The organism is Candidatus Symbiopectobacterium sp. NZEC135 (assembly GCF_025962695.1).
This window is the reverse complement of sequence record NZ_JAGFPF010000002.1, coordinates 123,839-147,940: the sequence shown is the minus strand read 5'-3', so window position 1 is coordinate 147,940 and position 24,102 is coordinate 123,839. Positions and strand designations below refer to the sequence as shown.

The window sequence follows — 24,102 nt, the reverse complement described above, 5'->3', positions numbered from 1 at the left end:
TTTATAAGAGAATCAACAAGAGGATTCACCATGTCTGTAATTAAGATGACCGATCTGGATCTGGCGGGTAAACGCGTACTGATTCGTGCGGATCTGAACGTGCCGGTTAAAGAAGGTAAAGTGACGTCTGATGCGCGTATCCGTGCGTCGTTGCCGACCATTGAAATCGCCCTGAAACAAGGTGCGCGTGTCATGGTGACTTCCCACCTGGGACGCCCGACCGAAGGGGAATACAACGAAGAATTCTCCCTGCTGCCGGTTGTTAACTATCTGAAAGATAAAATTTCTTCTCCGGTTCGTCTGGCGAAGGATTATCTGGATGGCGTTGATGTTGCTGAAGGCGAGTTGGTGGTTCTGGAAAACGTTCGCTTCAACAAAGGCGAGAAGAAAGACGACGAAGAGTTGTCGAAGAAATACGCTGCGCTGTGCGACGTGTTCGTTATGGATGCCTTTGGTACGGCGCACCGCGCGCAGGCTTCTACCCACGGTGTCGGCAAGTTTGCTGATATCGCCTGTGCAGGCCCGCTGCTGGCAGACGAACTGGAAGCGCTGGGTAAAGCGCTGAGCAACCCGGCACGTCCGATGGTGGCTATTGTCGGCGGTTCTAAAGTGTCTACCAAACTGACCGTATTGGGCTCATTGTCCAAAATCGCTGACCAACTGATCGTGGGCGGCGGTATCGCCAACACCTTCGTGGCGGCACAAGGTCACAACGTGGGCAAATCGCTGTACGAAGCGGATCTGATCCCTGAAGCGAAAAAACTGCTGGAAACCTGCGATATTCCGGTACCGAGCGACGTGCGCGTGGCGACGGAATTCTCCGAAACCGCAACCGCAACCTTGAAGTCTGTTACTGCCATCAAAGATGATGAACAGATTCTGGACCTGGGTGATGTCTCCGCTGAGCGTCTGGCCGATATCCTGAAAAATGCCAAGACTATCCTGTGGAACGGCCCGGTTGGCGTGTTCGAATTCCCGAACTTCCGCAAAGGGACTGAAATCATCGCTCAGGCGATTGCAGACAGCGACGCGTTCTCTATCGCTGGTGGTGGCGATACACTGGCCGCGATTGACCTGTTCGGTATTGCAGACAAGATTTCTTATATTTCTACCGGCGGCGGTGCCTTCCTGGAGTTCGTGGAAGGGAAAAAACTGCCTGCGGTAGTCATGCTGGAAGAGCGTGCTAAGCAGTAATGCCGCTTTGCCGGGGGTGTCACCCGGCAACCCGTTGCTCCCTCGCCGAGTGGGCAACGGTGGGTTCGGACGCTGTGCGTCCGGCCCGTAGTCAATTATCTCAACCCTCCACGGCCAACGAGACGGGACACGTAACATGTCTAAAATTTTTGATTTCGTAAAACCTGGTGTCATCACTGGCGATGACGTTCAGAAAGTTTTCGCAGTAGCAAAGGAAAACGGTTTTGCTCTGCCCGCAGTCAACTGCGTCGGTACTGACTCCGTCAATGCGGTACTGGAAGCGGCAGCGAAAGTTCGCGCACCGGTTATCGTTCAGTTCTCTAACGGCGGGGCCGTGTTCACAGCGGGTAAAGGCCTGAAAGCGGAAGGTCAGAAAGCCGCTATCCTCGGCGCCATCTCTGGCGCACAACACGTTCACCTGATGGCTGAACACTACGGCATCCCTGTTATTCTGCACACTGACCACTGCGCGAAAAAACTGCTGCCTTGGTTGGATGGCCTGCTGGATGCTGGTGAAAAACACTTTGCTGCGACCGGTAAACCGCTGTTCTCCTCCCACATGATCGACCTGTCGGAAGAGTCTCTGGAAGAGAACATCGAGATTTGCAGCGAGTACCTCAAGCGCATGGCAAAAATTAACATGACGCTGGAAATCGAACTGGGCTGCACTGGTGGTGAAGAAGATGGCGTGGACAATAGCCACCTGGATAACTCCGCACTCTACACCCAGCCGGAAGATGTGGCTTACGCCTACGAAAAACTGCACGCCATCAGCCCGCGTTTCACCATCGCGGCATCGTTCGGTAACGTGCATGGCGTATACAAACCGGGTAACGTGCAACTGACGCCGAAAATCCTGCACAACTCGCAGGAATATGTTTCCAAGAAATTCAATCTGCCGCACAACAGCCTGGACTTCGTGTTCCACGGCGGATCCGGCTCTACGGCAGAAGAGATCGCCGAAGCAGTGAGCTATGGTGTGATCAAAATGAACATCGACACCGACACCCAATGGGCAACCTGGGAAGGTGTGCTGGCGTATTACAAAAAGAACGAAGGCTACCTGCAAGGTCAGTTGGGTAACCCGGAAGGCGCAGACAAGCCGAACAAGAAGTACTACGATCCGCGCGTTTGGCTGCGTGCTGGCCAGGCAACCATGGTTGCTCGTTTAGAAAAAGCGTTTAAAGAACTGAACGCGATCGACGTACTGTAATCTATATTAATAAGTGCATTGATAAACAATGCATGAAAATAAGAGGCTCCTTTTATCAGGAGCCTTAATTTTTTCTGGCCTGCTTTGCGGCTATTTTGGGTGTGAACCATCCCTTTCAAAGGGTGAAATGCAAAAAAGGGGAGAGTGCAAATGGAAGAACTGGACGTAACCGAAAGCCTGAGCCGTATGGGGCAATGGGTGGTCAATAATGAGGCTCTGCTGATTCAGTATGCGGTGAACGTGGTGGCCGCCATTATCATTTTGCTCATCGGCCTGCTGGTGGCGCGTGTGGTCTCTAACGGTATCAGCAGAGTGATGGTGGCGCGCGGCATTGATACCACCGTGGCGGATTTTCTCGCTGCACTGGTGCGTTACGGCATTATCGCCTTTACGCTGATTGCCGTATTGAGCCGCATTGGCGTGCAAACCGCCTCGGTGATTGCGGTGCTGGGTGCCGCGGGCTTAGCGGTGGGGTTGGCGCTGCAAGGCTCCCTGTCAAACTTCGCGGCAGGTGTGCTGCTGGTGATGTTCCGCCCGTTCCGTACCGGTGAGTTTGTCGATCTGGGTGGGGTTTCTGGCACGGTAACACAGGTGCAGATCTTCTCCACCACGATGCGCACGCCAGATGGCAAAATCATCGTCGTTCCCAACGGAAAAATCATTGCCGGAAATATCATTAACAGCAGCCGTGAGCCGGACAGACGCACCGAAATTATCGTTGGCGTGGCCTATGATGCGGATATTGACCAGGTCAAAACGGTGCTGGGGGGTATTGTCGCGGCAGATAAGCGCATCCAGCATGAACGTGGCGTCACCATCCGTTTGAATGAAATGGCGGCGTCATCGCTGAATTTTGTCGTATGGGTCTGGACGACCAACGGTGATGCCATGGCGGTGAAATGGGATCTGTTAGAAAGTTTTAAACGGGCGCTGGATGAACATCAGATCGGCATTCCCTACCCACAAATGGATGTGCATTTGCATCAACCCCCGTCAACATCAGCGAAAGCATAATTTTTGTTAGTCCCTTTTAGGCATCCAGTGCTAAGCGCACGGATGCCTAAACGCAGCCAGTTTCTCGCCTGATATTGCACGATGTTTGTAATTAGATTTTCTAATGAATAATTAGAATTTTCAATTTCAATTAATGAAAAAACCGCCTTACACTCCCTCGAAATATTCGTTCGGGAGAGTGTAGAGAACCATGTTTGGCATGTATTGGCAGGGATTTTTTCTGGGCGCGGCGATGATTTTGCCCCTGGGGCCGCAAAATGCTTACGTGATGAATCAAGGGATTCGGCGTCAGTATCATCTGATGATTGCCCTGTTGTGCGCATTGAGTGATGTCATTTTAATTTGTGCCGGCATTTTTGGCGGCAGCGCGTTGCTGAGTCAGTCATCGCTGTTGTTGTCACTGATCACCTGGGGAGGCGTGGCGTTTCTGCTTTGGTATGGCTGGGGCGCGTTTAACGTGGTCTTCAAACGTCAGCTTGATGTGGTGAGCGTGGATATCGCACGGCAAAGCCGCTGGCGCGTTATCGCGACCGTGTTGGCTGTCACCTGGCTGAACCCGCATGTCTATCTGGATACGTTTGTGGTGCAAGGCAGCATTGGTGGGCAAATGGCTCCCGATGCGCGCAGTTGGTTTGCCTTGGGCTCCATTACGGCTTCCTTCCTGTGGTTCTTTGCATTGGCGTTGCTGGCATCCTGGCTGGCACCGTGGCTGAACACGCCAAAAGCGCAGCGCGTGATTAATGCCTTTGTGGGCGTCATCATGTGGAGTATTGCGCTGCAACTCGCACATTCTGGTCTGCAATAGTGTTGTAACTTGACGTTTTTTTACGATATTCCGGAATTTGCCTATAGTTACGCCAAGCCCGTCCGTGCACTATGCTTACCAATAGCCGTATGCCTTTTATCGCACAGATGCGTAGTCGTGATTGTGGCGGGCAACGGCGCACTATTACATGGAATCAGGAGAAACGACACTGTGAAGCTAAAAACACTGGCGCTAACCGCCCTGTTAGGATTAAGCACGCTTCCACTGTCCGGTCAGGCCGCTGAATTGCCGAACGGACCGCACATCGTGACATCGGGCAAAGCGAGCGTGGATGCCACGCCGGATATTGCGAATCTGGCGATTGAAGTCAGCGTGTCATCAAAAGACGTGGCCGATGCTAAAAAGCAGGTGGACGATCGCGTGGCGCAATATTTTGCCTATCTGGAAAAACACGGTATTGAGAGAAAAGATATCAGTGCCGCTAACCTGCGTACTCATCCTGAATATGATTTTCTGAAAGATGGCCGCTCTGAACTGAAAGGGTATCGTGCGGTGCGTCAGGTGGCGGTAACGGTACGCCAACTGGAAAAACTAAACGACTTGCTGGACGGTGCGCTGCGTGCGGGGTTGACGGAAATCCGCGGCGTGGAGCTGGGGGTTGCCAATCCGGAAGCCTATCGCGATCGGGCACGTCAGCGGGCAATTGAAACGGCGACCAGCCAGGCAAAAGCGTTGGCAACCGGGTTCAACGCCAAGCTGGGGCCGATTTACAGCATCCGCTATCAGGTTGCCAACTATCAGCCCGTGCCAATGGCCCGGATGTTTAAAGCAGCGGGCGTCGCGGCAGAGGCCGATGTGGCGCAGACTTACGAGCAGCAAAGCATCCAGTTTGACGATCAGGTTGACGTGGTGTTCGAACTACAACCTAATCAGTAATGCCTTAATAACTCGCGTCAGGACTGGCGCAATACGCGATGCCCATGCGAGAGCAGGGCATCCGTCACCTTTCTCATCATCCGACTTTCTGGCGCGAAACGGTGCCAATAGAGCATACGGCGCTGAAACAGGCCCGGTGTCAGATCGACCAGTTCGCTGTTTGCCAATTCTCTCTCGATTTGCAGGTGCGGGATCATACAGCAGGTGGTGCCTTGTCGCGCCAACTGTACGAACGCTTCTGATGAGTTAACGATATGGCAGGGAACGCTGCCGGGGGAGAGATCGAAATTCTGCTGCAAAAACGCCTGATGCATGTCATCCAGGTGGTCAAAGGCAACCGCAGGGGCGCGCAGCAACGCGGAGCGGGTCACGCCGTTCGGGAAGTAGCGTGCGGCAAAATCCGGTGAGGCAACAAACAGATAGTCTAACGCACCGAGCTTATCGACCAGACAACTCGGCAACGGCTGCGGTTGGATACTGACGGCACCGACCACTTCACCACGGCGCAAGCGCTCTTGCGTGCGGGTTTCATCTTCCACTTGCAGATTGAGACGAATGGGGGAATCGACCAGCACCGGTTGCAACGCAGGTAACAACCAGGTAGCCAGACTGTCGGCGTTGACCGCCAGCGACAGTAATAGCGGGATATCGCTGCTGGCATCGTTGCCCAGCCACTCTTCTTCCAGCAACTCCACTTGGTGCAACAGCGCCAGTAGTTTTTGCCCTTGTTCGGTGGGCCGCGGAGGTATGGTTCTGACCAACAGTGGTTGTCCGAACAGGTTTTCCAACTGCTTGATGCGTTGTGAAACGGCGGATTGCGTAATGCACAATTTTTGCGCGGCGCGTTCAAATCCGCGCTCACGGATGACGGCATCCAGAGCCTGAAGTGTGCGATAGTCCGGTCGTTTCATGAAGGTGCCATTTCCTATGGATAAAACTTGGTCTTTGCACTATGCCACATTTTTCCGACGGAACACGCTAAAAATCTGTCCCATTTCACACTGATGGCCGAAAATAATCGGGTGACGCGCGGCGATTGGCGTCGTTTCCGGTGGCGCTTGCTCTATACCCAAAATAATTCGAGTTGCAGGAAGGCGGCAAGTGAGTGAGTCCCGATGAGCTTACTCAGGTAAGTGATTCGGGTAAGCGAGTGCAGCCAACGCACATGCAACTTGAAGTATGAAGGGTATATAATACGCCTCACTTCTTCTCACTGTAATTGCAGGCACGATACAGACCATGACACAAGATGAACTGAAAAAGGCAGTCGGCTGGGCCGCGTTGGATTATGTCCGCCCGGATACAATTGTTGGGGTGGGGACGGGCTCAACGGCAGCGCACTTCATTGACGCGCTGGGTTCCATCAAGCACCAGATTAAAGGCGCCGTATCCAGCTCCGTGGCGTCTACCGAAAAACTGAAAAGCTTAGGCATTACGGTGTTCGACAGCAACGAGGTTGATGAGCTGGATATCTATGTGGACGGTGCTGATGAGATCAACCCGCACATGCAAATGATTAAAGGCGGTGGCGCTGCGTTGACGCGTGAAAAGATCATTGCTGCCATCGCGCGTCAGTTTATCTGTATTGTCGATGCCTCCAAGCAGGTGGATATTCTGGGCGCATTCCCGCTGCCGGTGGAAGTGATCCCCATGGCCCGCGCGTATGTGGCGCGTGAACTAGTGAAACTGGGCGGTCAGCCGGTCTATCGTCAGGGTGTGGTTACTGACAACGGCAACGTCATTCTGGATGTGCACAACCTCGATATCTCCGATGCCATTGCGGTAGAAAACCGTATCAATGGGATTGCGGGCGTGGTGACTGTCGGTCTGTTTGCCAACCGTGGCGCTGACGTTGCGCTAGTTGGTACCGCTGACGGGGTAAAAACCCTGAAGTAATTTCTCCCCTATGCATCGGACGTTGGCATTGAAGGTGCTAACGTCCGATTTTTTTTGCTTAAAAACCCCACCATTGTTAAAGTCTCACTTTTGGTACTTAATATCACTTTTTCTTATTTTGTTCCCTTGGCATCTGGCAAGGCGGCGCGTTATCCCTATTTTTTACTGTAAAAGGGCATTTGTGACGCCGTTGGCAGCATCGGGGAAGCAATCGATTGTCTTGCTGCTGGCGTAATTTTTGTTATGTTGGCAGAAGCTATTTGGCAAATGGGTTCATTGGCATCTGAAGTCTGAAAATAAGGTCGGGAAATGGCAAAGGTATCACTGGAAAAAGACAAGATTAAATTCCTCCTGGTGGAAGGGGTTCACCAGAGCGCGTTGGAAAACCTGCGCGCAGCGGGTTACACCAACATTGAATACCATAAAGGTGCGTTGGATACGGAAGCGTTAAAAGCCTCCATCCGTGACGCGCATTTCGTCGGTTTGCGTTCCCGTACTCATTTGACGGAAGAAGTGTTTGCTGCCGCAGAAAAACTGGTTGCCGTGGGCTGTTTTTGCATCGGTACCAATCAGGTTGAATTGCCGTCTGCCACCAAACGCGGCATCCCGGTGTTCAATGCCCCGTTCTCCAATACCCGCAGCGTGGCGGAACTGGTGATTGGTGAGATGTTGCTGCTGTTACGCGGCGTTCCGGCGGCTAACGCGAAAGCGCACCGTGGCGTGTGGCACAAACTGGCAGTGGGCTCGTTTGAAGCGCGCGGCAAAAAGTTGGGTATCATTGGTTATGGCCACATCGGCACCCAGTTGGGGATCCTGGCAGAAAGCCTGGGGATGCACGTCTATTTTTACGATATCGAGAGCAAACTGCCGTTAGGTAATGCTCAGCAGGTGCGTCATCTGTCCGAACTGCTGAACATGAGCGACGTGGTCAGCCTGCACGTGCCGGAAACGGCGAGCACCCAGAACATGATGGGCGCGGATGAGCTGGCGCTGATGAAACCGGGTTCTATCCTGATCAACGCTTCACGCGGCACGGTCGTCGACATTCCTGCATTGTGCGAAGTGCTGCGCAGCCAACACATTGCCGGTGCTGCCATTGACGTCTTCCCGCAAGAACCAGCAACCAATTCTGACCCGTTTGTGTCTCCGCTGCTGGAGTTCGACAACGTGCTGCTGACGCCGCACATTGGCGGTTCTACACAGGAAGCGCAGGAGAACATCGGTACGGAAGTGGCCGGTAAACTGGCAAAATACTCTGATAACGGTTCGACGCTGTCTGCGGTTAACTTCCCGGAAGTTTCCTTGCCAGTGCAGAGCGATCGCGCACGTTTGCTGCACATTCACGAAAATCGCCCAGGCGTACTGACAGCCATCAACACCATTTTCGCCGAGCAAGGTATCAACATTGCCGCCCAGTATCTGCAAACCAGCGCAGATATCGGCTACGTGGTGATCGACGTGGAAACGGATGCGGCGAATACCGCGCTGCAACTGATGAAGGCGATCCCCGGCACCATTCGTGCCCGCCTGCTGTTCTAAGTGCGCGTCGAGCGTTTAGCGCCATGACAAACAGCCCCTTTGGGGCTGTTTGCTTAAAGGGGCCGATAATGCGCGGGGTTATAACGCGTGAGTTTATAACGCAATAGTCACCTTGCCACGCATATGCCCTTCCTGCACCTTGGCGTGAGCCTGTTGCAGTGTTTCAACGCTTAACCCGTTCAATACTTCGCTGGCGGTGCCTTGCAGTTTGCCCGCATCCACCAGATGTGCCACTTCTTGCAGAATTTTCCCTTGTTGTTCCATATCTGGCGTTTGGTACATGCTGCGGGTAAACATGAATTCCCAATGCAGTGAGGCACTTTTGCGCTTCAGTTCGTTCTGATCCAGCGGACGTTCGTTTTCCACGATGGTGCAAATCTTGCCCTGCGGTGCAATCAAGGAGCCTATTGCGCTCCAGTGTCCATCGGTGTCGTTCAGACAGAAAATATAATCCACCTGGGTAATGCCTGCGTTTTTCAACTCCCCGACCAAATCGCGATAATCAACCACGAGATCCGCACCGCGTTGACGGCACCATTCTGCCGAATCAGGACGGGATGCTGTGGCGATGACATTGACCTCACTGCGCAGTGCCGCCAGTGAAATAGCCAGAGAGCCAACGCCGCCCGCGCCACCGATAATCAGCAGGTTTTTCCCTGCGTCAGCGTCCTGAATTTCGAGGTGTTCAAACAGCCCTTCCCAGGCGGTGAGCGCGGTCAACGGCAGCGCAGCGGCGGCCGCCCAGTCGAGGGATACCGGCTTGTGTGCCACAATCCGTGCATCAATGAGCTGATGTGAGCTGTTGCTGCCAGCGCGCGTGATATCGCCCGCGTACCACACTTCATCGCCCACCTGAAAACTGCTGACGCGATCGCCAATGGCAAGCACGGTGCCACTGGCATCCCAGCCTAATACGCGCGGCTCAACCAGCCCGTTTTTTCGCAAACCGGCATGGACTTTGGTATCAACGGGATTGACAGATACCGCTTTTACCTCGACCAGCAGATCGTGCGGGCCTGGCTGCGACTGCGCTTGGGTAATGGCGATAAAACGTTCGGGATGTTGTGGGTCAACGGCAATAGCCTGTACGGTCATGATCGGTTCCTCATTGTTTCGATGAGAAAAGTGTAGAACGAACTCACCGTGCTGATAAGATGGACAATCATTAACGAAGTGTTTGTTATAGGCGAACAGTTATGTTTAAACCCGCCATGTTCAGGCAGTGGCAAGATATGGCGCTGTTTGCGCTGGTGGCTGAATGTGGCAGTGTGACACAGGCCGCGCTCAAGGCTGGCATGGCTAAATCCAGCCTCAGCTTGCGTATCAGCCAGCTTGAACAGCAACTTGGGCTACGGCTGCTAAACCGCACTACGCGCAAGATCAGCCTGACGTTTGCTGGCGAGCGCTATTTGATCCATTGTCAGGAGATGATGCAGGCCAGTGAGCGGGCCGATCTCGCCATTCAACATTTGCGTGATAATCCGAGCGGGCGGCTTCGCATCACCAGCCCGGCTGGCTTCGGTGCCACGCTGCTGGCGCGCTTGACCACTGAATTTCAGCGCCGCTTTCCCGCCGTATCTCTGGAAATTGCCATCTCTGACACCTTGGTGGATTTAGTCGATGAAGGGTTTGACGTGGCATTTCGCACCGGCAAGCCGCTGGATTCGTCTCTGATTGGCAGACCGTTAGGGGTGACGCCGCGTTATCTGGTAGCATCGCCGCACTACCTGGCGAGCCACCCGGTATTGGTGCATCCGCAGCAGCTTCAGTCTCACCAATGCATCGCCCATCGTGCCTGGGCGGAGTGGGCATTGCAGCGCGGCAGTGAGGATTACCGTTGGCTGCTTCCGCTGACGCACACCACGGACAATTTACTCTATGCCCGTGAATGCGCGATGGCGGGCGCGGGCATTACCCTGCTACCCGCGTTTCTTGTTGATGGTGTTGATCTATCCCGACCGTTGGTGCGCGTGTTGCCTGAATGGCGTGCAGAACCCAATGAACTCTATTTGGTTTATCCCAGCAGGAAACTCAATTCTCCCGCAATGGCCTGTTTTATCGAATTTGTATTGCAACATGATGCGCTGGCTGAATATGTCACGCCGACCACACCTTTATCCTGACAGTGTTCATGTCATATAATATGAAAAAGTATTTCTTATTTTTAGGAATGTAACTCCACTTTATTTGAAATGTGATTATGATCACTGCCAGGCAGTGGATGTTTTCACGCCATTGCCGATAAAACATGAATCCGAAGATGTTTTTTTAGTAACGCTGAGGTTGTTTGCTATGCGTTGCGGAAGGGATATCCATACCAGCCGTTGTCGAAGTGAGAATAACAGTCATGTCCGAGATAAAAGGAAATTCAGGTTATATCAACAACATCAGACTTGTTACGCTATTTATTAGTCTGTTAACGATTATTTTATTACTGTTCGCTATCTCTATCGGTACGGCGAGTTATTTTCTCAAACAGAGTAATGATGCACTGGACCGGGCCAATCTGGTCTCTGATGTGCGAGCCGGTATCAGCAGCAGCATGGATCAGTTGCGTGTTGCTCGCCAACTGTTAGTGCAGGCGGCGGCGACGCAACGTGTTGGTGATGCGGAAGGCTATAAAAGCGCGCTGTCACTGGCGGAAAATCGGGTAAAAAGCTCACAAAAACGCTTTGATGAATATTTGGCACGGCCGGATAAATTCAATGCACCGGCAGGATTGGATGATGAACTGGCGGTGAATTATGCCGCGTACCGCGACAAGGCCGTTAAGCTGATTATCGAGGCCGCGAAGCGAGGCGAATTTGAGCAAGTCATTTCTCTGGAAAGCGATGAAGCGCGCAAACTTGATGAGAACTACGCGCAATCGGTACGTAAAGCGGTGCGTTATCTGACGGATAATGCCACGCAAATCAACCAGAATGCCGAGGCCAACTCTCGTCGCGGCTTTATGCTGATGGCGCTCTCTTTTGTGGCCTCCATTGTGATGGCAGCAATTATCTATGTGATTATCCGCAATGCACTATTGGCTCCACTGGATCGGTTAGTGTCGCGTATTCAACGTATTGCCGCTGGAGATTTAACCCAACGCGCCAGTGAGATGGGGCGTAACGAAATCGGTATTCTGGGGCAGAATGTCCAGAACATGCAGGCCGCATTGGCAGAAACGGTTAGCGTGGTGCGCGAAGGGGCAACGGCGATTCATCTGGGGGCTACGGAAATTTCTGCGGGTAACGTCGATCTCTCTTCACGTACGGAGCAGCAGGCTGCCGCGCTGGAAGAGACGGCAGCCAGTATGGAACAGTTGACTGCCACGGTGAAGCAAAACTCGGATAACGCCCATCATGCCAGCCAACTGGCGAAAAATGCCTCCACCAAAGCGGAGAAGGGCGGTGATATCGTAAATAACGTGGTGACCACCATGAGCGATATCTCTACCAGTTCACGCAAGATTGCGGACATTACCTCCGTGATTAACAGCATCGCTTTCCAGACCAATATCTTGGCGCTGAATGCCGCCGTTGAAGCCGCCCGTGCCGGTGAGCAAGGGCGCGGGTTTGCCGTGGTGGCCGGTGAAGTGCGCAACCTGGCACAGCGCAGCGCACAGGCGGCAAAAGAGATTGAATCCCTGATTGGTGAGTCAGGACGCTTGGTTGATACCGGTGCGCATCTGGTGTCGCAGGCGGGAGAAACCATGGGTGAAATCGTCCAGGCGGTCACCAGCGTGACCGACATCATGGGGGAAATCGCCTCCGCGTCTGATGAACAAAGCCGGGGTATCAGTCAGGTGAGTCAGGCGGTCTCGGAAATGGATAGCGCCGTGCAGCAGAATGCCGCGTTGGTGCAGGAAGCCTCTGCCGCAGCGGTATCGCTGGAGGATCAGGCTGGGCGTTTAACGCAGGCGGTTGCGGTATTCCAGATAGCCTCGTCAGTTCCCACCCGCGCGTTGGCGGGCGCGGCCGCTGTGTCAACGCCAGTGCGCAGCAACCCTGCGTTGCCTGCGACAGGCACAAAGCGGGTCAAAGCGGATGACAATCAGAATTGGGAAACCTTTTGATCGCGATTGAGTCGTTGCTGTCATAAAAAACGCCCCGGCATAACCGGGGCGTTGGGTATGGCAGGGTTTTTTATTCCCCACCGCTACCGCACATTACTTCGCGATACGTTTGTACTTGATGCGATGGGGTTCCAGCGCGTCGGCACCCAGGGTACGCTTCTTGTACTCTTCGTATTCGGTGAAGTTACCTTCGAAGAACTCCACCTTGCCTTCATCCTGATAATCCAGAATGTGGGTAGCAATACGGTCGAGGAACCAACGGTCGTGGGAAATGACCATGGCGCAGCCGGGGAACTCCAGCAAGGCGTTTTCCAGTGCGCGCAGGGTTTCAATATCCAGGTCGTTGGTCGGTTCGTCGAGCAGCAGCACGTTGCCACCGACTTGCAGCAGCTTCGCCAAATGCAGACGACCACGCTCACCGCCGGACAGCTCGCCGACGCGTTTACCCTGATCGGTGCCCTTAAAGTTAAAGCGGCCAACATAGGCGCGGCTTGGCATCTCGGTGGTGCCAATACGCATGATGTCCAGCCCGCCGGAGACTTCTTCCCACACGGTTTTGCTGTTGTCCATGCTGTCGCGGAACTGATCGACCGACGCCAGTTTTACTGTTTCACCCAGTTCAATCGTGCCGCCATCGGGCTGCTCTTGACCGGACATCATACGGAACAGCGTTGATTTACCGGCACCGTTCGGGCCGATAATCCCAACAATCGCCCCTTTGGGCACCGCGAACGACAGGCCGTCAATCAGTTGGCGTTCACCGTAAGCTTTGCTCAGGTTAGTGACTTCCACCACTTTGTCGCCAAGACGTGGACCTGGTGGAATGAACAATTCGTTGGTTTCGTTACGTTTCTGGTATTCAGTGCTGTTAAGCTCTTCAAAGCGCGCCAAACGGGCCTTGCCCTTGGCCTGACGGCCTTTGGCACCCTGACGCACCCACTCCAGCTCTTTCTCAATGGATTTACGGCGGGCTGCTTCCTGAGAGGCTTCCTGCGCCAGACGCTGGTCTTTCTGCTCCAGCCAGGAAGAGTAGTTGCCTTCCCACGGAATGCCTTCGCCGCGGTCCAGTTCCAGAATCCAGCCAGCCACGTTATCGAGGAAGTAACGGTCGTGGGTGATGGCAACCACGGTGCCTTCGAAGTCGTGCAGGAAGCGTTCCAGCCAGGCCACGGATTCCGCATCCAGGTGGTTGGTTGGTTCATCGAGCAGCAGCATATCGGGTTTTTCCAACAGCAGACGACACAGCGCCACGCGACGGCGTTCGCCCCCGGACAGCTTGGCGATTTTCGCATCCCATTCCGGCAGGCGCAGTGCATCCGCAGCACGTTCTAGCTGGTTATCCAGATTGTGACCGTCGTGCGCCTGAATGATCTCTTCCAGCTTACCCTGCTCAGCGGCCAATTTGTCGAAATCAGCATCTGGATCGGCGTACAGGGCATACACTTCATCCAGACGTTTGAGCGCACCGACCACTTCCGATACTGCTTCTTCGACGGATTCACGTACCGTGTGTTCCGGGTTGAGCTGCGGCTCCTGCGGCAAATAGCCGATTTTTATGCCGGGTTGCGGGCGCGCTTCCCCTTCGATGTCTTTATCGATCCCAGCCATGATACGCAGCAAGGTGGATTTCCCTGCGCCGTTCAGACCCAGCACGCCAATTTTTGCGCCTGGGAAGAAGCTGAGGGAGATATTCTTTAAAATATGGCGCTTCGGCGGAACCACTTTGCCGACGCGGTGCATGGTATAGACGTATTGAGCCACGTTGCGACTTCGCCTCTCTATGGGTTAAAGGATGCAGTGCGTAGCCCGCGCTGCATCGAGGTTAACGATGAAGGTGGGGCGTCGCCCTCTTCGATTTATCGTTATGCTGATGCGGAGTGTAGCTGGTTTCGCCGTGCGATCCCAGCCATCATCCCTTACTGTCTGTCACTCTGTGAAATGGCGCTCAGGGCTGTGTTTTGGCGCACGGCATCCTACCCCGACGTGATAAACGGTGATCCTTACGTTGCTTGACATTTTATTCCCTTTTACGACATATCGCCGCCGCGCATCCTGTGCCACACTGGAGGGCAGCAAATGTCGTCTGGATGATGCAAATTTTGCTGATGCGAACCGTGTGTTTGCACTGATGGCGGCATTCTGAGGCAAAAGAGATCAGTGATGTGCACATTGCATGTCGGTAACCGTTTGGGATGAGGTGGTTTGGATGAAGGGTAACATGGGGCGCTGGGCGCGCATTGCCATCCTGTGTCTGGCGGGGATGACCAGCGCCACTATGGCCGATACGCTGGATGCTCAACGCCAGCGCTACCAGCAGGTTAAGCAGGCGTGGGACAGTAATCAGATGGATACCGTGCAGGCGCTGATGCCAACGTTGCGCGATTACCCGCTTTATCCTTATCTGGAATACCGCGCGTTGACACAATCGCTGGGGCAGGTGAACAGCAGCGATGTCAGCGCATTCTCGGCGCGTTATCCAACGTTACCGCCTGCGCGTAACCTGAAATCCCTGTTTGTGAATGAACTGGCGCGCCGCGAGGATTGGGCGGGCCTGCTGGCGTTTGCGCCCACCTCACCCAAACCGGTTGCGGCGCACTGTAATTATCTCTATGCCCGCTACGCAACGGGGCAGCGTCAGGGGGTGTGGGATGACACAAAGGCCATCTGGCTGACCGGCCGTTCCCTGCCCACCACCTGCGATAAGCTGTTTGCCGTCTGGGAGGCCGCCGGTGAAAAAACGCCGATCGCTGTACTGGAGCGCATTCGGCTGGCAATGAACGAAGGCAGTACCGGATTGGTGAACCATCTGGTGAAACAGCTCCCGCCTGATTACCGCACCATCAGCGATGCGTTGATGAAGTTGCAGAGCGACCCCAAAACCGTAGAGCGCTTTGCGCGTAGCGTGGGGCCAACCGATTTTACGCGCAATGCCACGCTGGTTGCCTTCCGCCAACTGGCGCGCCAGGATGAAGAGGGTGCTCGTGCGCTTATCAGTGTCTTGGTGCGGCTGCAAAAGATGAGCGACGCCGATCGCCGCGAGATGGAAGAAGCGGTAGCCTGGCGTTGGATGGGAACCGGCGCGACGCCAGAACAGGCTGCCTGGCGTGATGCCGTTACGCAGCGCAGCCAATCCACCAGCCTGATTGAGCGCCGGGTGCGTATGACGCTCGGGGAGGGGGATAAAGCGGGGCTGCGCTTCTGGCTCGCGAAACTGCCGGCTGAGGCGTTACAGAAAGAAGAATGGCGCTACTGGCAAGCGATGTTGCTGTTAGATAACGGGCAACGTCAGGATGGGGAGGCGATACTGCGATCGCTGATGCAGGGGCGGGGCTTCTACCCGATGGTTGCTGCGCAGAAGCTCGGTATCCCTTATGCGTTGACCATTACCTCGTCGATCCCGGATAAGACATTGGCACAACGGCCGGAAATTGCTCGCGTGCGCGAACTGATGTACTGGAACATGGACAATCTGGCGCGCAGCGAATGGGGTGAACTGGTGGCGAACAGCGATAAGCCACGTCAGGGGGCGTTAGCGCGTTACGCGTTTGATCAAGGTTGGGCTGACCTCAGCGTGCAGGCGACCATCGTGGCCAAGCTGTGGGACAATCTGGAAGAACGTTTCCCGCTGGCATGGCGTGACACCTTCCAGCGAATGACGCAAGGGCGCGCCATTCAACAGAGCTATGCGATGGCGATCGCTCGTCAGGAAAGCGCGTGGAACCCGCAGGCGCGCTCTCCGGTGGGGGCTTCTGGACTGATGCAACTGATGCCGGCCACCGCGCAGCATACCGCGAAAAAGGGCAATCTGAGCGGCTATGTCAACAGCAGCCAGTTGTTCGATCCCGAAACCAATATTCTGCTGGGCACCACTTATCTGGATGATGTCTATCAGACTTTCAATAACAACCGTATCCTTGCCAGCGCAGCCTATAACGCCGGCCCTTCGCGCGTGAATACCTGGCTGAAAAACAGCGCAGGGCGCCTCGATCCGGTTGCTTTTATTGAAAGCATTCCGTTTACCGAAACGCGTGGCTATGTGAAAAACGTGCTGGCTTACGATGCCTTCTATCGCTACTTCTTGCATCAGAATGACAGCGTATTGACGTCAGCAGAGTGGGGACAGCGTTACTAGGTGCTGCGTTACCGATGCGATTTTTCACGCACGATATCGGTGATTTCCCAATGACTATGCTATGCTGCTGTACTCGTTAACGAGTATGGCAGCCCGCTATGACCCCTTTATCACATACCGATCCCGCGCTTTCCGAACACGGCAATGAAGATTGGCTTAAGTTTGTTGAGTTATTGAAGCTCTCCGTGGCGGAGGGTCTGCATCACTCTCTGTTGCAACTGTTGTTGACGCCGGACGAACGCACGGCGCTTGCTACGCGTGTGCGCATTATTCAGGAGTTGATGCGAGGAGAGATGAGCCAGCGTGAATTAAAAAACGAATTGGGTGCCGGTATTGCTACCATCACGCGCGGGTCTAACAGTTTAAAAGCGGCATCGCCCGCACTGAAACAGTGGCTGGACGCACAACTGCTGCCTGAGGGCAAATAGGTCTGTGGATTGTCGTAGAGGTTAAGGGGCATCGCGCCCCTTAAACGGGCTAGCTCGGCTGGCTGTAAATGGGGTTGTGAAAGGGCACTAACGCTAACAACAGTGCCTGATAGTAGACGCTGGTGCGTGTCAGTTTACCGTCGGTGAACACCCCAATCGCACCGCCCTGATGTTTAATGTCCTGAATGCCGGTCAAACGTGCCATTTCGTCTCCCAGCTCTCTTCCTTCCTTGATTCCTTGTAATATACTTTCCGGCAGCACCAGGCTGGCGGAGCGTGATTCACCACGCAGATGTGGGTTTTCAATCACCATCCAGGCGAACGTCATGCTCTCTTCAATGCCAGCTTCTACGCCGACCCAAAAATTGGCCTCGGGCCGAACCTGACGGGCGCGCATAACGCGGTTACGGGCTCCTGTACGTGTTTCGGTGGAACCTAAGGGCTGATGAGAAACGCCGCTGTCGACATCAACACCTTCGATGCGACAGTTCTCTTCGCCAAAGACATCCGTGAATGCGAGTGTAATAGCCTTAATTTTTGCCGGGTTGGTAGTGGCAGCGACAACATGGTACATAACGGTTCATACTCTTTTAGTTAATTTGACGCAGTATAATGGAAAAAAGCGATGTTACAGGTATATCTTGTTCGCCACGGTGAAACGGAATGGAACGTGGCTCGGCGTATTCAGGGACAATCCGACAGCCCGTTGACCGCACAAGGCGAACAGCAGGCCTATCAGGTTGCGAACCGTGTTAAAGCACTAGGTATTACGCATATCTTTACCAGCGATTTAGGGAGGACGCGCCGCACCACAGAGATTATTGCGCAGTCTTGCCATCACTGTGAAGTGGTTGAAGACCCTAATTTGCGTGAGCTGAATATGGGCGTGCTGGAAATGCGCGACATAGACACGCTCAGTCCGCAGGAGGAAACCTGGCGCAAGCAACTGGTGGACGGTACGCCGGATGGCCGTATTCCTGACGGGGAATCCATGGCGGAGATGGCAGCGCGTATGCATCAGGTGCTCGATCGCTGTCTGGCGCTGCCGCCCGGCAGTCGTCCGCTGCTGGTCAGCCATGGTATGGCCCTCGGCTGCTTGTTAAGCACCATCCTTGGTCTGCCTGCCAGCGCAGAACGTCGTTTGCGGTTGCGTAACTGCTCGCTTTCCCGCATCGATTATCAGCAGAGTGCGTGGTTGGCGTCCGGCTGGGTCGTGGAAACCGCCGGGGATGTTTCTCATCTTGATACCCCGGCATTGGATGAACTCCAGCGTTAACGGTTTGCGCGCTTAGCGACGGATAGGGATCAGGTATTCACAGCGAAGCACTTTTGGTGGTCCGTCTTCTTTCGTCCCATTCGGGGTAAAACGTTCTGCGTCGCTGCCATCACGACGCGTCAGCCCGAAGGTGGGCAGACAGGTATCGTACAGGCTGATAATAAAATCCTGTAGTGCATCCGTGGGGCCTTCATAGACGAACAAAGCATACTCGCCGCCGGGGAGCGTGATTGGCTCGCCGGGGTGAACCCCTTCAGGAACATGCTCTGGCTCCACTGCGGTGGTATAGAGCACATCATGTTCGTCTTCTTTATCCTTGCTCGGACGCACGTGATGCAAGCCATACAGCAAAGGAGGAATGCATTTGGCTTCACCCAAGTACTGACGCCAGAAGTGCACGCGCATTTCTGTACGGAAATTACAGATCTGTTCCAGAGAACAGTTGCAGTTTTGCGTGACACCCACCAGTTGCGTATCCGGTAGCGTGACAAACTCAGGCTGCGGCAGTGTGAATTCACCTAAACGCAACGGAGGGCGAATACCATAGGTATTCCACTCTTCGGCACGGCGGTAAGAGGCTGGCGTCTGTGCAAACTGCTTTTTAAACGCGCGGGTGAACGTTTGCTGTGAATCGAAGCGGTATTGCAGCGCGATATCGAGGATCGGTCTGCCGGTCATACACAGTGCCATCGCGGCTTTGGTCAACCGGCGTGCTCGAATATACGCGCCGATAGCGTGCCCAGTGACATCTTTGAACATACGTTGCAGGTGCCATTTGGAGTAGCCGGCTTTTGCTGCCACGTTATCCAGCGACAGTGGCTGGTCAAGATGATTTTCCAGCCAATTGAGCAGGTCACGTATGATACTGGCTTGATCCATAGAACATCCTCGATAGAACACACAAAGCACGAAGCGCATAGAGATCAGGCATCATAGCAACTTTTTGCTGTTGTCACCGCTTAAGATTTTTGAATAATTTATACAAACAATCAGGTGAAATTTGCATACTTTAGCCCTATATCTAGTAGCGGCATCGTCAGTGGGGGAAAAGCCCCTGTAACTTGTTTCCAGACAGAGAGAAATATCGATGAAAAACGCATTAATCATGGGAGCCTGTATGGCGTTGCTGAGTGTGGGCAGCGTCGCCAGGGCAGAGCAGATTGGTTCTGTCGATACGGTTTTCAAACTGCTGGGGCCAGACCATAAAATTGTGGTGGAAGCCTTTGACGATCCTGACGTTGCGAACGTGACCTGTTATTTGAGTCGTGCCAAAACTGGCGGCATCAAAGGGGGATTAGGCTTGGCGGAGGATACCTCCGATGCTGCTATTTCCTGTCAGCAGGTTGGCCCGATTACGCTGTCGGATAAGATAAAGAAAAGTGGTGATAGCGGCACGGTAGTGTTCCAAAAGCGTACGTCACTGGTGTTCAAAAAACTTCAGGTGGTCCGTTTTTACGATGAAAAACGCAATGCGTTGGTCTACCTGACTTATTCAGATCGTTTGGTCGACGGCTCACCAAAAAATGCCTTGAGCGCGGTACCGATCATCCCCTGGGGCAAGAGCGAGTAGCATCTTCGTGAACCGGTGCTGAAAGAGAAAAAAGGCCGAACCCAATAAGGTATCGGCCTTTTTTAATGACAGGCGGCGTGCGTTAGTCTTCCAGATCGCCGCAGAAACGGTAGCCTTCGCCGTGAATGGTGGCGATGATTTCCGGCGTATCGGCCGTGGATTCGAAATGCTTACGAATGCGGCGAATCGTCACGTCCACGGTGCGGTCGTGCGGTTTCAACTCGCGGCCGGTCATTTTCTTGATTTCATTGGTTTCATGTTTCTACATATATCAAAAAACAATAATCTCTCAAATACAATTTGACACATTTAAAACATTCAGGGTTTATTATGTGACATGGACGTAATGAGCACGGATAGAATGTGAGTCATTAATCAACCACTTCATCGGATTTAAGATTATGCAACCACATTAGATCTCAGCATCAACGAATTTCTGGTTTTCTTTTGCTCGATGTAAGAGAAAAATCCGAGCGCGAAATAATTTCTATAGGTGGTATTCATATTCCTCTGCGGGAATTACCCGACCGCCTTGGCGAGCTTCCGCGGGAACGGCAAATTGTCTGCTACTGCAAATCAGGCGGACGCAGTAAACGTGCTGTAATGTTTCTACAAGATCAGGATGTTAGCAATATATGCAACCTCACTGGAGGTGTTATGGGTTTGACAAAGAGTGAAAAGGAATTTCTACAAAATATGGATTGGAATAATGAAATTTAAAACATTTGGTTTATGTTTTTTTCTTCTCCAGACGGGAACGTCGCTAGGCCTGCTGTCTGGTCACATCTTCAGACTGGCAATAGCGTGGTGGTGTCTTAAAGAAACAAAATCCGCAGCAGTATTTTCATCTGTTATAGCACTTTCGGTTGCTGCTGAAATATATTTTAAGCCATTTTTGTCATTTTTTGGTGATTTATTTAACCGTATCAAGTTTATCATTTTTTGTCAGGTGGCAATACTGTCGGTAGTTATCTCTTTGAGTGTTTCGAGTGCAGTTGGCCATTTTAATTTGATAGCTATTACGATTGGGCTGATTATCATCAGTACAGTTATTTCTGTCCGTGAGCCAACTATTATGGGGCTGATCCCAGACGTTGTCCCCGAAGGAAAGGTAACTCAAGCCATATCAAGTAGAACTGCAGTTAATTCTATAATGATGTTGTTGGGGCCTGTGCTCGCTACTCTGATAATTTCTATATTTTCGACAAACTACGCATTTTATATTTCTGCTTTATTTCTTGTTTTATCCTGTTTTGCATTTATTCTATTATCGCGAAATTATTGTGCATCATCTCATCGCCCCACAGCAAACAAATCATGGTTTTATAATACGAAAGAAGCATTCATCTTAATTTTTCATGTTAGAACCGAACTCTATATCGCACTAGTCTGTGCAATAATCAACTTCGTTATGTTTCCCTTTTTCTCCATAACGGCCCCCTATTGGATAAATTCCGAGTTGAAACTTTCAGCTTTTTTTCTCGGCGCATTTGAGTTTTCTTTTGCATTAGGACTCATTGTTGGTAGTCTTTATATAAATGGTCTATTAAATAGATTGATAGGTCGTTTATATAATGTTTTTTTTGGTTTTGTTTTACTTGGTAGTTGTGTTATGGCAATTGTCGCTACTAGCAATATTTATTTTTCCATTTTGTTAGCTTCCTTTTGTGGCATGGCATTCATTTTTATAAATGTTAATCTCAGTGCGCTGCGCTCTGCAGCAACACCACGGAATTATCGTACAAGAATGAGTGCAATGGCAGTGTTTCTATCCAGTATTGCTAATCCCTTTGGTGCAGCTATTGCTGGGTGGTACATAAATTGGTTAGGTGTTATTCCTTTCACACTTGGTTCTGGCCTTGTAGTGATTTTAATTTCGCCCATAATATTATGTTCTTTACATCTCAGGAAAGCCCTCTCATTGAATGAGTTCGAGATGAACGGATACTATGAAAAAACTTATCCGGAAGCATTTTATAAGGGAAATGAAAATGAATAAAAGCCCCGAGAAGACAACGCTAGAATTATTTTTTGGAGTTGAAAATTATCAAAGTTTACTTGATAACATTCCTTGTTGTGGGCTTCACAGAAGACTTGTCTCTTAACATCCATCTAGGCTCGTTCACGACTCCCTCCTTACCTCCGAAATCAGATGTCAGGGGAATGCAACAATGAGGGGTATACACGTGGGCAAAACCCCTTGCAGCCCTTTACGGATAACGCTATCTTTTACCCGCGCCTGCAACATCAGGCGTCGGGCTTGACCTCCTGAAAACACTTCATCGACGACATAAGGTGCGTTTGTGCCTTTTTATGTCGTTCGCACGGCTACATCTCAATGGTGGACCGGGCGGGGGCGTCGCAAGACGCGCCGGTGTCGATGAGGCCGGTAAGGTCAACTCCGTCCGGTTCCACCACCCGTGAGATTGACCTCTCCGGTGGTGGTAATAAATATTACTCATCGGAGGCTGCCTTATGGCTACAACCCTCACCCAGACACACCCATTACTTACCGTTCCCTTTAGCGCTGCCACGGATTTCACTACGCTTTCACAACACTGTGAACGCTTCGCGGATACGCTCATTGAAAGCGACGATCCCACGCTAAAAATAGTATTATGCGTGCGGCTTGCTATCTGCCTTACGCTGCTGCGCTCTACGCTAAACGACCCTGTGCCGCCGCATATAAAAGAAAGCCTTACCGTTGAAAGCCTTCCTGTCATGCCGCCCCATTTTGAACCCGATTCAGAACAACTCTGCGATTACTGCGTTGCACTATCGCAACTTTTGATGACTCAGGCACTGCCGTCAGAAGCGGAAAGAACGTTGACGGGGTTACTTGCTGAACTGGTGTGGTTTTTTGCTGCTGAACTCAACGCACCGCGCTGGGTGCGAACGGAAAACGGTATAAAAGCAATTGGCGAGAGCGGAGCCTGAGTTAAAAACAAAAGGCCGAACCCAGAAGGTATCGGCCTTTTTTAATGACGGGCGACGTGCGTTAGTCTTCCAGATCGCCGCAGAAACGGTAGCCTTCGCCGTGAATGGTGGCGATGATTTCCGGCGTATCGGCCGTGGATTCGAAATGCTTACGAATGCGGCGAATCGTCACGTCCACGGTGCGGTCGTGCGGTTTCAACTCGCGGCCGGTCATTTTCTTCAACAGCTCGGCACGGGTCTGAATCTTGCCGGGGTTTTCGCAGAAGTGCAGCATCGCGCGGAACTCGCTGCGCGGCAGCTTGTACTGCTCACCCGCAGGGCTGATCAGCGAACGGCTGTTGATGTCCAACTCCCAACCATTGAAGCGGTAGCTTTCTACCAGACGACGCTCTTCGCTCACACCGCCCAAATTCATGGTACGGGACAGCAAATTGCGCGCACGGATCGTCAATTCACGTGGGTTAAAGGGTTTGGTGATGTAATCATCCGCACCGATTTCCAAGCCGAGGATCTTATCCACTTCGTTATCACGTCCGGTCAGGAACATCAGCGCGACGCTCGCCTGTTCACGCAGTTCGCGTGCCAACAGCAGGCCATTTTTGCCGGGCAGATTGATGTCCATGATCACCAGATTGATATCATGTTCGGACAGGATATGGTGCATCTCAGCGCCGTCAGTGGCTTCGTGAACGACATATCCTTCAGCCTCAAAGATGCTTTTGAGGGTGTTGCGAGTTACCAACTCGTCTTCGACGATAAGAATGTGCGGGGTCTGCATGTTTGCTACCTAAAATTGCCAACTAATTATAGAATTCGGAAGTACAGAAGTCGCCATCGGTCTTTTCGTTCCCGCACGCGCGGTGCGAGGTTATAGGGCTCTTACCGGAGTTCGGGGCGCAAAGGACACGCTCACACTCGCAATGTAGACTAAAGTACGCAAATACGTTCCTGGTGCATGCCTGACTTCACCCGATGCGGCACGTTGCTATAGCAACGACATCTCCGCGTATCGGTTGCCTGACGCTGACAAAATTCCGCGTGAATCAGTTGCGCGGGCAGTGCCAGTGCTTTCTAAGTGATAACCGGCGATATCAGATGATAATCAGGCTAACTCAACTACGCCTAAAGTGGTGCATAGTTTAAC

At 52.7% G+C, this 24,102-nt stretch carries 23 protein-coding genes and 2 pseudogenes; 18 read left to right on the top strand and 7 right to left on the bottom strand.

Features of this window, described 5'->3' with window-relative positions:
- Positions 1-30: 30 nt before the first annotated feature.
- The 5 genes from pgk to J5224_RS02160 all read left to right on the top strand — a co-directional run bounded on the left by pgk (position 31) and on the right by J5224_RS02160 (position 5,123).
- Positions 31-1,194: a phosphoglycerate kinase gene (gene pgk / locus J5224_RS02180; RefSeq protein WP_264623790.1), complete on the top strand. Its 1,164-nt coding sequence runs from the start codon at positions 31-33 to the stop codon at positions 1,192-1,194.
- Between the two features lie 136 nt (positions 1,195-1,330).
- Complete coding sequence (fbaA, locus tag J5224_RS02175; RefSeq protein WP_264623789.1) at positions 1,331-2,407, top strand: class II fructose-bisphosphate aldolase; 1,077 nt, start codon at positions 1,331-1,333, stop codon at positions 2,405-2,407.
- A 150-nt stretch (positions 2,408-2,557) separates the two neighbouring features.
- Positions 2,558-3,421, top strand: a complete 864-nt coding sequence (gene mscS, locus J5224_RS02170; RefSeq protein ID WP_264623788.1) for a small-conductance mechanosensitive channel MscS — start codon at positions 2,558-2,560, stop codon at positions 3,419-3,421.
- A gap of 190 nt (positions 3,422-3,611) precedes the next feature.
- On the top strand, positions 3,612-4,226 hold the full coding sequence (argO, locus tag J5224_RS02165; protein ID WP_264623787.1) for an arginine exporter ArgO: 615 nt from the start codon (positions 3,612-3,614) through the stop codon (positions 4,224-4,226).
- 171 nt (positions 4,227-4,397) lie between these two features.
- Positions 4,398-5,123, top strand: coding sequence for an oxidative stress defense protein (locus J5224_RS02160; RefSeq protein WP_264623786.1), 726 nt, complete (start codon positions 4,398-4,400; stop codon positions 5,121-5,123).
- A 17-nt stretch (positions 5,124-5,140) separates the two neighbouring features.
- On the opposite strand, the gene J5224_RS02155 is transcribed toward J5224_RS02160, so the two are convergent.
- The gene (locus J5224_RS02155; RefSeq protein WP_264623785.1) at positions 5,141-6,034 is read right to left on the bottom strand and encodes a LysR family transcriptional regulator ArgP; all 894 of its coding nucleotides are present in this window, start codon (positions 6,032-6,034) and stop codon (positions 5,141-5,143) included.
- Between the two features lie 328 nt (positions 6,035-6,362).
- Here J5224_RS02155 and rpiA point away from each other — a divergent pair, with 328 nt between their 5' ends.
- Together rpiA and serA are read left to right on the top strand one after the other, a co-directional pair.
- Positions 6,363-7,019, top strand: coding sequence for a ribose-5-phosphate isomerase RpiA (rpiA, locus tag J5224_RS02150; RefSeq protein WP_264623784.1), 657 nt, complete (start codon positions 6,363-6,365; stop codon positions 7,017-7,019).
- Between the two features lie 309 nt (positions 7,020-7,328).
- Positions 7,329-8,558, top strand: a complete 1,230-nt coding sequence (gene serA, locus J5224_RS02145; protein WP_222159879.1) for a phosphoglycerate dehydrogenase — start codon at positions 7,329-7,331, stop codon at positions 8,556-8,558.
- Positions 8,559-8,651: 93 nt separating this feature from the next.
- Here serA and J5224_RS02140 read toward each other — a convergent pair whose 3' ends face one another.
- Positions 8,652-9,653 (bottom strand): zinc-binding alcohol dehydrogenase family protein, encoded by a 1,002-nt coding sequence (locus J5224_RS02140; protein WP_264623783.1) that lies wholly within the window; start codon positions 9,651-9,653, stop codon positions 8,652-8,654.
- A 116-nt stretch (positions 9,654-9,769) separates the two neighbouring features.
- Here J5224_RS02140 and J5224_RS02135 point away from each other — a divergent pair, with 116 nt between their 5' ends.
- Positions 9,770-10,681 (top strand): LysR family transcriptional regulator, encoded by a 912-nt coding sequence (locus J5224_RS02135; protein ID WP_264623872.1) that lies wholly within the window; start codon positions 9,770-9,772, stop codon positions 10,679-10,681.
- Positions 10,682-10,905: 224 nt separating this feature from the next.
- Complete coding sequence (locus J5224_RS02130; RefSeq protein ID WP_264623782.1) at positions 10,906-12,615, top strand: methyl-accepting chemotaxis protein; 1,710 nt, start codon at positions 10,906-10,908, stop codon at positions 12,613-12,615.
- 93 nt (positions 12,616-12,708) lie between these two features.
- Here J5224_RS02130 and ettA read toward each other — a convergent pair whose 3' ends face one another.
- On the bottom strand, positions 12,709-14,376 hold the full coding sequence (ettA, locus tag J5224_RS02125; protein ID WP_264623781.1) for an energy-dependent translational throttle protein EttA: 1,668 nt from the start codon (positions 14,374-14,376) through the stop codon (positions 12,709-12,711).
- A 36-nt stretch (positions 14,377-14,412) separates the two neighbouring features.
- On the opposite strand from ettA, the gene J5224_RS02120 reads away from it, so the two are divergent.
- From J5224_RS02120 to trpR, 3 genes are all read left to right on the top strand, one after another.
- Positions 14,413-14,628, top strand: a complete 216-nt coding sequence (locus tag J5224_RS02120; protein WP_264623780.1) for a hypothetical protein — start codon at positions 14,413-14,415, stop codon at positions 14,626-14,628.
- A gap of 205 nt (positions 14,629-14,833) precedes the next feature.
- The gene (gene sltY, locus J5224_RS02115; RefSeq protein WP_264623871.1) at positions 14,834-16,747 is read left to right on the top strand and encodes a murein transglycosylase; all 1,914 of its coding nucleotides are present in this window, start codon (positions 14,834-14,836) and stop codon (positions 16,745-16,747) included.
- A 98-nt stretch (positions 16,748-16,845) separates the two neighbouring features.
- Positions 16,846-17,175 carry a trp operon repressor gene (trpR, locus tag J5224_RS02110; RefSeq protein ID WP_264623779.1) on the top strand — a complete coding sequence of 110 codons (330 nt, stop codon included), beginning with the start codon at positions 16,846-16,848 and terminating at the stop codon, positions 17,173-17,175.
- A 49-nt stretch (positions 17,176-17,224) separates the two neighbouring features.
- Here trpR and yjjX read toward each other — a convergent pair whose 3' ends face one another.
- The gene (yjjX, locus tag J5224_RS02105) at positions 17,225-17,749 is read right to left on the bottom strand and encodes an inosine/xanthosine triphosphatase (RefSeq protein WP_222158267.1); all 525 of its coding nucleotides are present in this window, start codon (positions 17,747-17,749) and stop codon (positions 17,225-17,227) included.
- Between the two features lie 51 nt (positions 17,750-17,800).
- Here yjjX and gpmB point away from each other — a divergent pair, with 51 nt between their 5' ends.
- Entirely contained in the window at positions 17,801-18,451 is a 651-nt protein-coding gene (gpmB, locus tag J5224_RS02100; protein WP_264623778.1) for a 2,3-diphosphoglycerate-dependent phosphoglycerate mutase GpmB, read from the top strand.
- A gap of 12 nt (positions 18,452-18,463) precedes the next feature.
- Here the strand turns inward: gpmB and robA are convergent, their stop codons facing one another.
- The gene (gene robA / locus J5224_RS02095) at positions 18,464-19,330 is read right to left on the bottom strand and encodes an MDR efflux pump AcrAB transcriptional activator RobA (RefSeq protein ID WP_264623777.1); all 867 of its coding nucleotides are present in this window, start codon (positions 19,328-19,330) and stop codon (positions 18,464-18,466) included.
- Between the two features lie 208 nt (positions 19,331-19,538).
- On the opposite strand from robA, the gene creA reads away from it, so the two are divergent.
- Positions 19,539-20,021: a protein CreA gene (gene creA / locus J5224_RS02090; RefSeq protein ID WP_413544633.1), complete on the top strand. Its 483-nt coding sequence runs from the start codon at positions 19,539-19,541 to the stop codon at positions 20,019-20,021.
- An 82-nt stretch (positions 20,022-20,103) separates the two neighbouring features.
- Here the strand turns inward: creA and J5224_RS02085 are convergent.
- A pseudogene (locus tag J5224_RS02085) lies at positions 20,104-20,265 on the bottom strand (winged helix-turn-helix domain-containing protein); the annotation flags it as partial.
- Between the two features lie 203 nt (positions 20,266-20,468).
- Between J5224_RS02085 and J5224_RS02080 the strand changes: the two are divergent.
- The 4 genes and pseudogenes from J5224_RS02080 (at position 20,469) to J5224_RS02070 (ending at position 22,958) form a co-directional block, all read left to right on the top strand.
- Positions 20,469-20,741 carry a rhodanese-like domain-containing protein gene (locus J5224_RS02080; RefSeq protein WP_264623776.1) on the top strand — a complete coding sequence of 91 codons (273 nt, stop codon included), beginning with the start codon at positions 20,469-20,471 and terminating at the stop codon, positions 20,739-20,741.
- The gene (locus J5224_RS02075; protein ID WP_264623775.1) at positions 20,731-22,020 is read left to right on the top strand and encodes an MFS transporter; all 1,290 of its coding nucleotides are present in this window, start codon (positions 20,731-20,733) and stop codon (positions 22,018-22,020) included. Before J5224_RS02080 ends, J5224_RS02075 begins: the two co-directional genes overlap by 11 nt.
- 339 nt (positions 22,021-22,359) lie before the next feature.
- Positions 22,360-22,449 (top strand): annotated as a pseudogene (locus J5224_RS35750) (hypothetical protein); the annotation flags it as partial.
- Positions 22,450-22,496: 47 nt separating this feature from the next.
- The gene (locus tag J5224_RS02070; protein WP_264623774.1) at positions 22,497-22,958 is read left to right on the top strand and encodes a hypothetical protein; all 462 of its coding nucleotides are present in this window, start codon (positions 22,497-22,499) and stop codon (positions 22,956-22,958) included.
- A gap of 61 nt (positions 22,959-23,019) precedes the next feature.
- Here J5224_RS02070 and arcA read toward each other — a convergent pair whose 3' ends face one another.
- On the bottom strand, positions 23,020-23,736 hold the full coding sequence (gene arcA / locus J5224_RS02065; protein ID WP_195311984.1) for a two-component system response regulator ArcA: 717 nt from the start codon (positions 23,734-23,736) through the stop codon (positions 23,020-23,022).
- Positions 23,737-24,102: the final 366 nt, after the last annotated feature.